Consider the following 12,315-nt stretch of genomic DNA (forward strand, 5'->3'; position numbering starts at 1 on the left):
CCAGGAGGGTATTTACGGGCCTGATTAATAGTGTCTATAACTCGTTGATTATTCATGGACTGAATTTTCGAGTTGAGCGTTTTTCTACAGCATCAACGTTCGCGTTAACCCGCGAGCAAAAGGGGCGGGAGGCGGCCCCTTTTGCGAGTCGGTGTCGAAACGGGTTGTCGGCGGCGATTGGCGCCGCGAGAAACTACCTGCTTGCCTCAACATGGTGAGTGAAGTTGTTAAGAATGGCTTGCCACCCTTCGCGCTGTTGTTCGATAGAATGAGTTGGCTCGCTATCGAAGGTTACGCGTACTTTAATGCCTTTCGGACTATCAGCGAACTCTACCTGCGCTGCGCGATCGCCGAAGGAATACTCGATCAATTTGTGCTTCACGATATTCGTATAAGTGCCAGCGAAATCAAACCCCATGCTGCCGTCTTTTGCCTCCATTCGTGAGGAGAAGGTACCGCCAACGCGTAAATCGACCGTGGCAGCGGTTGTGTGCCAATCATCGGATGCAGCATTCCACTGTTTGATGTCCTCGGGTGTCGTATATGCACGCCAGACTTCCTCGATGGGTGCAGCTACGGTGGTTTCAACGGTAATTTTCATGGCGTGTCTCCTTTTTGATTGCAGCTAACGCCCAAGCGCAGCCGACGGGCCTTGTTGGGCGGCATTATCTCGATACTCAGGTTTTTCTTAGGACAACGTGAGTTGCTTTGTCGGTAGCCACACGCTCCACGCATCGATAGCCGAGCGAGCGCATGTTGATGCCGGAGAACAAGTTCTCCCCTGAACCTAGCAGAACAGGCGCAAAAGCAAGATGGAGTTCGTCGACTAGACCCGCGCGCAAATACTGTTGAACCGTTGCCACTCCACCGCCAAGGCGCACATCCATACCACCTGCCGCCGCTCTGGCGCGCTCTAGGGCCGCGTGGATTCCTTCCGTGACGAAATGAAATGTCGTGTCGCCTGCCATCGCGATGGGCGCGCGTGCATGATGCGTCAGCACAAAGACCGGTGTGTGAAACGGAGGGTTCTCACCCCACCAGCCTTTCCAGTGCTCGTCTGGCCAAGGGCCGCGAACCGGGCCAAACATATTGCGGCCCAAAATCCACGCTCCGATGTTTTGGATGCCGCGCGCCGCAAAATCGTTGTCTATTCCGGTTGTGCCCGTTTCTTTGCCGTACAGCAGTTGCTGAAACGTTGCGGTCGGGAAAAACCACTCGTGTACATCCAGACCCCCGATACCATTCGGATCTTCGAGGCTCTGTTCGGGCCCGGCGGCGAATCCATCAAGGGAAAGACTGAAACACAGCACGCGTACCTTACTCATCGTGATCTCCTAAGCGAGCGAAATGCTCTTTACGTAGTCGAACGGTGCTGTCCAATTTCGACACGGCCGTTTAACCATGGCTTCGATGACGCCCAACGTTTGAGCCGAGGGGCCAAGTGCCATGCAGGTGGAGATCGGCTCTGGCGAAGGGTAAGGCCACGCGTTCGGGCGAAAGCAGCCTTGACGTGAGACGAGCAGTCCACCGCCGCGCGAGCGCCTAGCTTCTCTTGCCCTTGATGCCAATGCAGTTGCCCCAGGGGGCTCGGACTTGGCATATGACGAGACCATTCTCTATGTTCAGCGGCCCGCGGTAGAGCGTGGCTCCGAGATCCTGGAGTGCGGCCAACGCTGCGTTGAACTCTGGCACTTGCCAGTAGGCGACGGTACCCGCCGGACCAGAGGAGACCTTCTCGTCGGAGGGCACGAACTCCAACTGAACATCGCCGACACGAACCGCTTGGAGTCCTGAGATGGAGTGAACCTGATCCGCTTCGGGGAACGCCCGCTGATACCAGGTACGAGCCTCTGACGGTACAGGCACGTGAATCATGAGTGCGACGAGTCAGTGCATAGTCCTGCTTGCGTGGCCTAATGCTGTGCATCACCGGCAGCAAAAGGCAGAGCGATGTGGCGCCTTTTGCTGTCCGAGTGCATGCGATTGTTAGGCATCTGTTTTGTCGTCACAGTATCCCCAACGCTTTAAGGCTCGCTTTACCCAGTTCTACACGTTTCTTGGCATCGGTTGCTTGCTGAATATCCATATTCAATGCAAACGCATATACACGATCGCCTTTTTGTACCCACCCGATCCACCAGCCAATACCTCGGTTAGGAGCGTTTTCCCAACCCGTTTTACCATATAGCGCCCAATTTTCTCCCCGCTCCATTAGAACGATTTCGCGAACGCTTTTCTGAACCGACCGGGGGAACGGCAATGCCCCCTGAGCCAACTTGGCAAGAAAACGAGTTTGCTCCACAGCACTGATTTTGAGTGGGCCATTCAGCCAAAAGGTATCGATGGAAGTACCTATTTCTCCATTTCCGAAATCAAGCCGCGAAAGATTCTCGCTCATGCGCGTTAAGCCGATACGTCGGGCCAAACTCTGGTAGATCGGGACATTGGACAGGGTAATCGCATCGCGCAATCCCATATCCTTCTCCCAGGTTTTGAACGGCTGTGGGTGACCACCGTAAGGCAGGACTTCGTCAACACTCTCTACCGCGCCAACTGAGAGTCCGATCAGCGAGTGGGGAACCTTGAACGTTGAGGCTGGAACAAAACGTGTTTCAGCGCGAGCTTTGCCGTAGCCAATTAATCGTTGCGCGGTGACATCATAGAGAACGAACGTGCCGTTCACGCCGGAGCCTTTAAATATGGCAGCTACTTTGTCGCTTTCTTCCCAACCAACGGCATAGGCTCGAAATGTAAACAGTACAAATACCACAGCGAGTAGCTGCTTCATAATTTCCTTCTGCCTATCGAGGCTGTGGAAAACCCTTTTTTCGCGCATTCTAGGGTCTGTAACTCGTTGATTGTTCATGGACTGAATTTTCGAGTTGAGCGTTTTTCTACACCCTCGACGTTTGAGTTCACCCGCTCGCGGAAGCGGGCGAAGCCCGCTGTAGCGAATCGGGTGCAACGAAGGGTCGGGCGGCATGCGGGCGCCTTGGTTCTCAGTCGAACTCATTGTGCTGAGGGAGTCTGTCGGTGATGGTGAACCACGGCGCCTTCGAGCCGACGAAGATGTGCGCCGAGGGACGGATGGTAGGTTCATCGCAAAGCGTCCCGAGCGGTACGTGGACGAACTGACCTTCTCGAACCACGGAATAAAGGAGGGAACCGCACTTCGCGCACCGTGCGTCGTGGGCAAGTTCCTCTCCGAAGATGAGCAGGGATTCGGGCCCCTGGCTGAGGATGAGCTTCTCACGCTCGATACCCGCGAACGGCTTGAAGGCAGCCCCAGTAGCGCGGCGGCAGTTCGAGCAATGGCAATTGAGTGCGTAGCAGAAGCTATCTTCGACCGTGTACCGGACGGCACCGCATAGGCATTTGCCCGACAACGAGCGAATGCTCGACGATGGATCGCGCGGTGTGTTCATGCCGCCCAACGACCAAGCTGACGCGCGCCGATGACGATGCCTGATAAAGCTGCAAAGCTTAGCGGCGTCGCCTCGAGCGCCTTGTTGGGCCCCACCTTACGAGCGCTTCTGCGCCAAATAGTCTGCATACTCATCTTGAATTACGAACTCGTTCACTAAGCGCTCTGTGCAGCAAAAGAACCGACGCTCTAGCTCAGCGGTAAGCTTGGAAAAGGAGTCGGCGCTGAACGTTTCTACCGGATCCTCAAACTCAAGTTCCGGGTCGAGCGGTCCGAATTCGTAAACGTCAGTAAACTCTGCGCTCCCGATATTCGCGCTCTCATAGACTGAGACAGTGAAGCCCTCTTTAGAGACACGCGCAGAAAGCCACCGAATGCCTGGCTTCCCGTCTCTGACACAAGCGCCGAGGAAGCACTCAATTGCTTTCCCTCTACTCAGGGCGGACTCTGCTTCGGACTGGGTGAGGTATCTTCGCGCCATATTCTTGAGCCTAACGTTTGAGCTCACACGCGCGCGGAAGCGGGCAAAGCTCGCGGTAGCGCGTCGGTTGGAGCGATCGGTTGGACGTCATGTGCTAGAACGCTGAACTGGTGACAAGAGGTTTGCGTCTCTGGCCAGGAGCCACTCGCCATGCTCACGCCGCAGGACCGTAAGCGTATACCCCACTCGCTCTATCGCCTGGCTCGCCCCTGGCGGTGTGACCGCGACAGAAAGTTTGGTCCATACGAACGCCATGTCACCAGAAACTTGAACCTCCTGAATCTCCGACGTGCCCTCGAACTTCGGACGAGGGCTGCCGGGCGGGACCTGTGACAGGGCCGCAAACTCCGCCTTTCGCATAGGCGGCCGGCCAGGAACGAGAAAGACAACATCGTCTGTCATGAGACCAAGCACGGTCTTTATGTCGCCTGCCTTGGTGGCGGACTGCCACGTTTGAACAAGCGCGCGGATTTGGTCTTCATCGCTCAACATACTGATCTTGTTGATGGGACGCCTAACGTTCGAGCTAACGCGACCCTCCACGGCCGGCCGCGCGGGCAAGGCGGCATTCGTGGGTTTGAGCGTCTTGTTGAAGTACACCACTCGCTCCGTCACTGCGAAGCCCAGCTTGCGGTGGACGGCTTGACTCACCTCGTTCTCGATGGGCGTGTCGGAAGCCAACTCCACGCAACCTCTAGAAGTGGCCCACTGAGCCACCACCTCGACCAAAGCTCTTGCCACGCCTCGTTTTCGGGCGCCTGGGCTCACGTACAGACCTTCCAGGAATGCGACGGGCGCGGACTTAGTGCCGTTCACGTGGTCGGTCCGGATGGAGGCTTCGGCGAAACCAACTGCTCCTTGCTCTGCTGACCGGGCGATGAACTGAGCGTAGCGCTCCGGCTCTACCAAGAAGGCGGCCATCTCGTCCAGATGCTCGTCTGCGCGCCCATCAGGCCACAACTCGAGGCGCAAGCGCAGCCAGTCAGGATCCAGCGCAGTGGCCAACCGCTCGATCTTCATACCGCCCAACGCCTGAACTCGGCCGACGTTTTGCCGCGGCGGAGCGGAGGCAAAACGGTCGGCTGGCGTGCCGTGTTAGGCAGCAAGGTTCAGCTGCCAAGATACGCCGAAGCGATCATTTACCCAGCCGAACCGCTGGCTGAACCCGTAGTTGTCCAAAGGCATCAGGACTTGGCCGCCCTCAGACAGCGTTTCAAATGCCTGCTCTAGCTCTGCTGCCGAACCAAATTCCACGAAAGTGGAACTCGAAGGCGTGAACGAAAAATCATGCTTTATCGGGCTATCCGAGCACATGAACTCGCGGCCGCAAATAGTGAATAAGGCGACCTTTATCGTGCCGGCAGCACCCGGCTCGCCTTGAGTCCAGTATTCGACTCGCACCATGCGGGAATCAGGGAAGGTGGCGAAATACAGGTCAAGCGCAGCCTGCGCGCTGCCGCCCTGAAACATGAGGAATGGTCTGGCTGTTGGCATTAGATACCTCGACTGGTGTTGGACGCTTAACGAAGCTGTAGAAAGACCCTATTTTCGAGCATTTTAGGGCAAACAACCGATTGATTGTTCCCGGGCTCAATTTTCGAGTTGAGGGTGTTCTACGGCCTCAATGCTTGAGTTATGCCGTGCCGTGAAGCGGCATCGGCTTGAATGAATTGTTAGGCGCTGCCATTGCGAAGCCTGATGTGTGATTCCGTTGGCTGAAGAAGATCCCACATGTTGCCGTAGAGATCGAGAAACACGGCAACCGTCCCGTACGACTCATGCTTTGGTTCACGGACGAACACGACGCCCTTTGATCGATAGGACTCATAGTCGCGCCAGAAGTCATCAGTGTAGAGGAAGAGGAACACCCGACCACCTGTTTGGCCGCCAATGCGGCTTTCCTGGTCTGGGCTTGAGGCGCGCGCGAGCAGGAGTTGGCATTCTGTTGCGCCAGGTGGCGAGACGACAACCCATCGCTTGGATTGCTCAGGTACGAACGTATCTTCAACGAGTCTGAAACCGAGAGTACCGACGAAGAAGTCGATAGCTTCATCGTAGTCATGAACAACGAGGGAAACGAGGCCGAGCGATTGCTTCACTAAGATCTCCGACTGTGGTGGGTAAAGCGCCTAATGTTCACCATAATCGGCGGTGGAAAGCAGTGCGACGAAGGAGCGCCGCTTTCCACCGTCCGTGTTGATGGCGTTGTTAGCCAGTGATGCTTACCTCAACTCATAGATTCGAATACTTGAAATAAACGGATTGCTTTGGGCTAGTTTTTCGGCGGCATCAAGGCTTTCTGCTTCGATGATGTTGTAACCCGTAATGGACTCCATATTCCAGGGTAGATCCCTGGTGCCATTCTTTGAGATTTCTCGACCACCGGCGAACCCACCCTGCTCGACTTGCTTGTCTGAAATGGACTCGAACCAAGCCTGCCAAGCCTTCATGATTTCCGGGGTGGGTTTTTCAAATCCATAATGCAGGAACATAAACTTTTTCTTTGGTTTCTCCTCGTAAAGTGTTGAGGCTTGATTTTGGATTTTTCTGTCTTTGGGGGTAGAGTGCCAACGTAAGTCAGTGCCATTTGCAGCCAGCTTTCGAGAGCATTGTCCTGGCTTATTCCAGCAGGTTCAATCGATATGAAACCAGGCATGGGATGACCGCCACCGTCGCAACGCTTTGCCATGGCATTGGCAAGTGCCTGCGGTTCGGCATCTTTGCCGACGCGAACCATCAGGCCTTTCTTTGAAGCGCAGCACAGCATGTTGCCGTTTAGCAGAAAGGTTACGCCGCCAAACATGCGCTTCTCTGAAACCGGCAAGCCGATGAGCGAGTTCCGGATTCTGTCTTCAAGACTTGCGGTGCCGGAATGTTGGTGCGTATTCATCACGGATTACCCCTCTTGAGGCATGGGGGGCATTTCCTGGAAGGCAGGCAGTGCCGGGTCAAGGTGATCCCATGCCTGCAACCGCTTCGTGTAAATCGCCATTTGCGGCGATATGGCTGCAGGGGAGTCCAGGCTCGCCACCCTGAATGTCACCATGCCTGGCATGCCGGAACTCTTTCCGAACAAGGGACTGCCACAGGTTGGGCAGAAACTCGTGATAACGCTGTTCCCGCTATCCGCCTTCCATTCAAATCCGCGGACGTTACCACTGATCCTCATTGCGGCTTCCGGTACCAGCGCGTGAAAGGCATGTCCTGAACCGCTGAGCTTGCGGCAACTTTCGCAGTAACAAAACCCCGTCATGGCCGGGGCTGCGGTGACTTCATATCGTACGGCGCCACACAGGCAGCCGCCTTTTATGTCGACTGAGGCATTTATCTCTGTGTTCATGTTCTTATCTCCGTATTAGATGGGTGCTTGCAAAGTGCAAGCGACAGAATCATGACATGTAGACTTGCATATTGCAAGTGACTCATGTAGCGTAACGATATGAGCAAAGAAGTTGACGTACCCGCATTCCGTTCTCAATGTCCCGTCGCTGCGTCACTCGATTTGCTGGGTGACAAGTGGAGCCTAGTTATCGTTCGGGACTTGACGATCGGCAAAAGAAAATACAAGGATTTTCAGGATTCTCCAGAGGGCATTCCGACAAATATTCTCGCAAACCGCCTGCGTAAACTTGAAGGAGACGGAATCATCGAAAAACGTCCTTATCAAGAGAAGCCCGTAAGGTACGAATACGCTTTGACCCGCAAGGGGGCGGATTTGCTACCAGTACTACAACAGCTGGCGCTTTGGGGACACAAGCACATTCCAGGAAGTTGGTCTCCACCCGACTGGTTCTTGAACGCAAAGCCAGGCGACCTTCCGCCCGAAAAATAGCGTTGTGATTCGCTAATTTATGGCTAACGTTCCACTTGAGCCGCGCCTTGCCCTGGAGCGCAGCGGAAGGGTAAGGCGTCGGACTCGAAGCGTTTGTTAGCGGACAACCTCGGTCTCCCAGCCATCGTACTCTCCGCCATAATCTCGAGCTGCCCGGAACAACGGGATGGTAAGATCGTCTATGTTAGCGATTGATGGGACGCCGATGCAGGACAGCCTGATACCGTAACTGTTTTGATCGGATTCCGGTTCGATCAATGCTACTGTTGTGTAGCCGAGCGTTGCTGCGTGACTCGAGAACTTCTGACGCGAGTCTGAATCAGGAAAATATACCCAGTGCTCGATGGGTCTCTCCTTTTCGAGACGGTCGCCGTTTCTTTCGAGGGCCTCGCAGGTTCGACGATTCTGAATGCGCTCTCGGTCTTCATCTGACGGATACAGAAACCTGAAGTAGGCGTTCCAATCAGGGTCGCTTCGCGTGCCATACTCGAACTCATAGGAAGGAAAAGCTTTCATGACATCTGCGACTCGTTCCGCCCAACCCTCGGCGGTGCGAGCATAGAAGTAAAGGTCGCGATACCCGTTAGAGGTGCTTCGGCCAACATAAAGCGCCGTTCCATCTCCCCGCAATGATTCCAGGGCGTCTTCTAGAGACTTGAGGGTTTCGAACTCGACTTGACTCGACAGACCATCATCTCGCGGCGCCTGCATATGAGTGCGGACATAGGCCATCACCGAATACTCGGCCATGGGTGCTTCTTTGGCTATACCAAGGTCCACGAAGATGGATGCCGGCTTGTTGTCTACACTGCAGAAATAGAAGTCCCAATCGTCGCTCATGATCTTTCTTATTCGCTAAGTTTGAGGTAACCGGCCGCCGGAGCCCGAAGGGCGGAGGGAACCCGCAAGCGCAGCTTGCGGGCGGTCCGGTTAGGCGGATGCCCGCAGCTTGTGCGGATTTCTATTTGGGCATGTTTTGTCACTGCATCTCTCCGGGATGGTTTTTGTTCCCATGACCATTAGTGCACCACATTTCTTTCCGTCGCGCATGAACGAGCATCTTTTTCCCGTTGGACGCTCGGGTAGCCAGTAATCGCACCCCTTGGACGTGCACTTGTAAATAGGACCGAAACGGCCCCGAGCGACTTCCAAAGTACCTTGTTTACAGCTTGGACATGGTACCCCGGTCGGAGGAAGACCAGCATGTGCGCATTCTTTGTCAGCCATCGTCGGCGCTCCTGAGTTCGGTTAGGGAATAGCTGGCGCAAGCGGTATTCCGATTGCGCCAGCAAATACTTCGGGGATTAGGCCGTGCCTTCCGCCATTGCAATGAACTCGGGATTAGGTACGGCACCGGCCAAGTGATTGCTATAGTTGGTGAGCGTTTTCAGGGCCACCCCCATCACCACCTCAAATACTTGAGCCTTGGTAAAGCCGGACATGAGGAATTTCTGCACGTCATCTTCTTTGACCCATCCCTTTTCTTCCATGACCTTGCGAGTGAAGTCGCGCAGCGCATTGAGCTTCCGGTCGGGCAGTGGCTCAAGGGCAATAACCGCCTTCAAGACAGCGCCATCAACTTCGGCCCTACGTCCCAACGCGGTGTGTACCGTCTTGCAATAGCTGCACCCGTTTAGCGTGCTGACGGTAAGCAAAACGACCTGTCTTTCCTGCGGCGTCAGCGAAACCTTGTCGAAAGCCCTGTCGAGGTTAAGTACGGCATCGAGTACCAGAGGCGATTCGGACACATAGGCCCCCAGATTCGGAATGAAGCCGTATAGGTCCTTGACTTTCGCCAGAACTTCTGCGGCACCTGCCGGCGCGGTCATGTCTGAGTGTTGAGTGAAGATGCTCATGATTTCTCCGGAAAATGTAGTTGAGTATGCCGGCAAGCCCTCCGACTAGACCGGTCGGTACAGACTAGCTCAGAGTAGACAGACCGGTCAACTGTTGGTAACGTTGCACCATGACTCAGCAAGAATTAGGGATAACCCAAAATGAAACCCGCAGAATCACTCGATACGCGTGACCGTCTGCTCCAAACAGCCGCCGCCCTGATGTGGGAACGCAGCTTCCAAGCTACCGGGGTTGATGAGTTGTGCCAGCGTGCGAACGCAAAGAAAGGCAGCTTCTATCACTTCTTTCCCTCAAAGTCCGATCTTGCGGTTGCGGCCATGGAAAGCTTTTGGGAACACGCAAGAGCTGGGATTTTTGAGCCAGTCTTTTCAGGCTCGGAGAGTGGCCTGACTCAGCTTCGTGAGCTGATTGAAAGAATTCATGAATTGCAGGTCCAAGTCTCCGCTGAAAAGGGAGGAGTTCTAGGGTGCCCCTTCGGCAACTTGGGACAGGAGATGGCGCGCCAGGACGAGAAAATACGAGAGGCGTTGCAGAAGATTTTCGATTCTCACTGCCAGTTCATCGAAGCCGCGCTTGTCCGCGCGGAACAGGCAGGTGAAATTCCGGCGGGTGATAACCGGCAACGAGCGAAAAACATATTCGCCTTGCTGGAGGGGGCGCTCCTATTGGCAAAGGTCGCAAACGACCCGCAGATATTTCGCCGCGTGATATCGGCGGTGACAGTTGTTGCAGCCGCCTAACGTTTGAGGTGAGGGGCCGCCGGAGCGGCGTAGCCGCGGAGGGAACCTGCAAGCGCAGCTTGCAGGTTCCCTCTCGACCGAATGGTTAGGGGTGTGGCTTTTCGTCGGAAAGCCCTTGTTCGCTCTTCTGAAGAATCTGTGGGACGAGGCGTTCTGAGAAACCAGCAATAAATGCCCAGAAGAGAAGCTTTGCTACATCCTGCCCTGATGCTGGATAGGTAGAGTTGATGAATCTGATCAGGTCGTCTGCTGTTGGTAGAGGCTCAGAAAATGGGGGAAATGCAAAATGAGGAAAGAGTGGTCCGTTCAAGATTTCACTCAAAAAGCCCACGTATAGAACGAGAGAGAATATCCCACCGTAGATTGGAATTAGCAGAATCTGAAACCATGACCGGGACAATAGTTCAAGTTCTTCATCGGCAAGTTTCTTCAGGCGTTGCTGGATGCTTACAAAACCACCAAGTAGTCCGCAACCAAAGCATAACCACGACACCATGAGTCGCTGGTGAAAGAGGAATGACAGCCCGAATATCGAAACCACTATCACGAGAGCGCAGGCTGTCATGAGAATAAGCCGCTTAGTAATTGTGTGGAGCTTTTCAGTTCGGCTGGACATAAGGCTTCCTTCTGCGTGAGCCCCTAACGTTCAAATTGAGGGGCGCGCCGTTTTTGGCGCGTCCCTCTCGAATGCAGGGTTAGGAGCGGGCCTGGCAAACCGACCGATAATGCCGAGATGGGTAAAACCAAACCCCACGGAATACTTGAGCCCGTAACCTAGAGCACGGTCAAAGCCAATGTGGGCGCACCATATGACGCCCGCACATGAAAGCACGGGGGCAGGGAGGAGGAACCCTACGAGAAGACAGGCAATCGCACCGATATACGAGTGTGCGGCATTATAGGTTATGGCACCAACCCGTGCCCCAGCGAGATAACCTAGAAACGAAACGTCCGGGGTGAGAAAGAACAATGCAAACGTACCCCAGCTAAAGCCCAATTTCGAGTAAGCAAGCACCGCTGCGAGGAGAACACACAGCCCCTCAAGTCGAAGCATTAAACGTACAGCACCTGTAGTTTCACCGGACATTTGATCTCCTTGCATAGCGCCCAAAGTTTGAGCTCACCCGAGTGCCGCAGCGGGTGAAGCCCGCTGCAAGAGCGAACCATGAGTAGGCTGCATTGCCTGCCACCTCATCACCCTCCAGCCAACTCTCACCCCGCCCATTAGGGCGTAAATCGTTTCCAATGGCCTTCGGAGACAACCTCGACCATGCCATCGATCACTTTGATGGCGGTCTGATCGTCCATGGCGTACGCCGGCACACGCATGCCGGCGGCCCATTTTTCCGCGTGAGCCATGGAATTCTCCGGCAGCATCTCGTGATCGAGGTGTGGAAACATCGAAAAATCCACCAGTCCTAATGTTTCATCGCTACCGGTGGGCGGCTTCCAGCGGACGAAGTCCTCCCCGATGCTGGGGGCCATCACCATGCTCCCGGCGCTCAGTCCCACGTAAACCGTCTCGCGCAGTGACGGCAAGAGGCTTGCCAGTCCTGATTGCCGCATCCAATAACACAGGTACAAGGGATCGCCGCCTCCCACCAGCAGGACGTCAGTTGCCTGGACCATGGGGACCCAATGCTCTTTATCGATGCTGGGCAGCGCGGTCAGCTCCAGCACTCCCAAGGACTTCCAACCCAATTCGCACATGGGGCAGACGGGATCTCGTCCGCTGATCAGCCGCCATGCGATGTCAGCACCGCCGGGCAAGGCATACGCCGCGGTGGGAATGCAGAGGGCGCTGGACTCGGCAATCGGTTTGCCCAGCAGGTCGAGCAGCGCATTGTGGATGCTCGTGTTCTTGATACCGGCCGAGGTAAGAAGATACTTCACTGAAACTCTCCTTGCAGTTACCGAGAGCGTCCTTTGAGCAGGAACGCGATGGCTGCGGGCTAACGTTTGAGTTAAGTGGCGCGCGTCA

At 55.1% G+C, this 12,315-nt stretch carries 18 protein-coding genes and 1 pseudogene; 2 read left to right on the forward strand and 17 right to left on the reverse strand.

Annotated features, from left to right (window positions below):
• Window positions 1-193: 193 nt before the first annotated feature.
• The 12 genes and pseudogenes from ACR2TX_RS09340 to ACR2TX_RS09395 form a co-directional block, all read right to left on the reverse strand.
• On the reverse strand, window positions 194-601 hold the full coding sequence (locus ACR2TX_RS09340) for an SRPBCC family protein (protein WP_077730007.1): 408 nt from the start codon (window positions 599-601) through the stop codon (window positions 194-196).
• A gap of 76 nt (window positions 602-677) precedes the next feature.
• Entirely contained in the window at window positions 678-1,325 is a 648-nt protein-coding gene (locus ACR2TX_RS09345; RefSeq protein WP_077730008.1) for a dihydrofolate reductase family protein, read from the reverse strand.
• 217 nt (window positions 1,326-1,542) lie between these two features.
• Window positions 1,543-1,875, reverse strand: coding sequence for a glyoxalase/bleomycin resistance/dioxygenase family protein (locus ACR2TX_RS09350; protein WP_133718446.1), 333 nt, complete (start codon window positions 1,873-1,875; stop codon window positions 1,543-1,545).
• Window positions 1,876-2,005: 130 nt separating this feature from the next.
• Window positions 2,006-2,788, reverse strand: coding sequence for a class D beta-lactamase (gene blaOXA / locus ACR2TX_RS09355; protein WP_077730076.1), 783 nt, complete (start codon window positions 2,786-2,788; stop codon window positions 2,006-2,008).
• 211 nt (window positions 2,789-2,999) lie between these two features.
• Window positions 3,000-3,425, reverse strand: coding sequence for a GFA family protein (locus tag ACR2TX_RS09360; RefSeq protein WP_077730010.1), 426 nt, complete (start codon window positions 3,423-3,425; stop codon window positions 3,000-3,002).
• A 567-nt stretch (window positions 3,426-3,992) separates the two neighbouring features.
• Window positions 3,993-4,397 carry an SgcJ/EcaC family oxidoreductase gene (locus ACR2TX_RS09365; RefSeq protein WP_077730077.1) on the reverse strand — a complete coding sequence of 135 codons (405 nt, stop codon included), beginning with the start codon at window positions 4,395-4,397 and terminating at the stop codon, window positions 3,993-3,995.
• A gap of 87 nt (window positions 4,398-4,484) precedes the next feature.
• Window positions 4,485-4,925: pseudogene (aac(6'), locus tag ACR2TX_RS09370) on the reverse strand (aminoglycoside 6'-N-acetyltransferase); the annotation flags it as partial.
• Between the two features lie 75 nt (window positions 4,926-5,000).
• On the reverse strand, window positions 5,001-5,399 hold the full coding sequence (locus ACR2TX_RS09375; protein ID WP_434131919.1) for a VOC family protein: 399 nt from the start codon (window positions 5,397-5,399) through the stop codon (window positions 5,001-5,003).
• A 179-nt stretch (window positions 5,400-5,578) separates the two neighbouring features.
• The gene (locus ACR2TX_RS09380; RefSeq protein WP_086135731.1) at window positions 5,579-6,004 is read right to left on the reverse strand and encodes a VOC family protein; all 426 of its coding nucleotides are present in this window, start codon (window positions 6,002-6,004) and stop codon (window positions 5,579-5,581) included.
• A 123-nt stretch (window positions 6,005-6,127) separates the two neighbouring features.
• A complete protein-coding gene (locus ACR2TX_RS09385; RefSeq protein ID WP_434131921.1) occupies window positions 6,128-6,397 on the reverse strand; it encodes a hypothetical protein in 270 nt (89 codons plus the stop codon).
• Window positions 6,352-6,795: a TfoX/Sxy family protein gene (locus ACR2TX_RS09390; protein ID WP_434131922.1), complete on the reverse strand. Its 444-nt coding sequence runs from the start codon at window positions 6,793-6,795 to the stop codon at window positions 6,352-6,354. Before ACR2TX_RS09390 ends, ACR2TX_RS09385 begins: the two co-directional genes overlap by 46 nt.
• 6 nt (window positions 6,796-6,801) lie before the next feature.
• Window positions 6,802-7,245 (reverse strand): GFA family protein, encoded by a 444-nt coding sequence (locus ACR2TX_RS09395; RefSeq protein ID WP_077730016.1) that lies wholly within the window; start codon window positions 7,243-7,245, stop codon window positions 6,802-6,804.
• Between the two features lie 99 nt (window positions 7,246-7,344).
• Between ACR2TX_RS09395 and ACR2TX_RS09400 the strand changes: the two genes are divergently transcribed.
• Complete coding sequence (locus ACR2TX_RS09400) at window positions 7,345-7,737, forward strand: winged helix-turn-helix transcriptional regulator (RefSeq protein WP_434131923.1); 393 nt, start codon at window positions 7,345-7,347, stop codon at window positions 7,735-7,737.
• A gap of 96 nt (window positions 7,738-7,833) precedes the next feature.
• On the opposite strand, the gene ACR2TX_RS09405 is transcribed toward ACR2TX_RS09400, so the two are convergent.
• Together ACR2TX_RS09405 and ACR2TX_RS09410 are read right to left on the reverse strand one after the other, a co-directional pair.
• On the reverse strand, window positions 7,834-8,577 hold the full coding sequence (locus ACR2TX_RS09405) for a DUF695 domain-containing protein (RefSeq protein ID WP_434131925.1): 744 nt from the start codon (window positions 8,575-8,577) through the stop codon (window positions 7,834-7,836).
• A gap of 464 nt (window positions 8,578-9,041) precedes the next feature.
• On the reverse strand, window positions 9,042-9,593 hold the full coding sequence (locus ACR2TX_RS09410; RefSeq protein WP_434131927.1) for a carboxymuconolactone decarboxylase family protein: 552 nt from the start codon (window positions 9,591-9,593) through the stop codon (window positions 9,042-9,044).
• A gap of 141 nt (window positions 9,594-9,734) precedes the next feature.
• On the opposite strand from ACR2TX_RS09410, the gene ACR2TX_RS09415 reads away from it, so the two are divergent.
• A complete protein-coding gene (locus ACR2TX_RS09415; RefSeq protein ID WP_156882042.1) occupies window positions 9,735-10,334 on the forward strand; it encodes a TetR/AcrR family transcriptional regulator in 600 nt (199 codons plus the stop codon).
• An 85-nt stretch (window positions 10,335-10,419) separates the two neighbouring features.
• Here the strand turns inward: ACR2TX_RS09415 and ACR2TX_RS09420 are convergent, their stop codons facing one another.
• From ACR2TX_RS09420 to ACR2TX_RS09430, 3 genes are all read right to left on the reverse strand, one after another.
• A complete protein-coding gene (locus ACR2TX_RS09420) occupies window positions 10,420-10,950 on the reverse strand; it encodes a hypothetical protein (protein ID WP_077730021.1) in 531 nt (176 codons plus the stop codon).
• Between the two features lie 30 nt (window positions 10,951-10,980).
• Complete coding sequence (locus tag ACR2TX_RS09425; RefSeq protein ID WP_346425841.1) at window positions 10,981-11,436, reverse strand: DUF4260 domain-containing protein; 456 nt, start codon at window positions 11,434-11,436, stop codon at window positions 10,981-10,983.
• A 122-nt stretch (window positions 11,437-11,558) separates the two neighbouring features.
• Complete coding sequence (locus ACR2TX_RS09430; RefSeq protein ID WP_133718436.1) at window positions 11,559-12,227, reverse strand: Type 1 glutamine amidotransferase-like domain-containing protein; 669 nt, start codon at window positions 12,225-12,227, stop codon at window positions 11,559-11,561.
• Window positions 12,228-12,315 lie beyond the last annotated feature (88 nt).

Source organism: Methylocaldum sp. GT1BB (assembly GCF_051027545.1).
Classification (GTDB): Bacteria; Pseudomonadota; Gammaproteobacteria; order Methylococcales; family Methylococcaceae; genus Methylocaldum.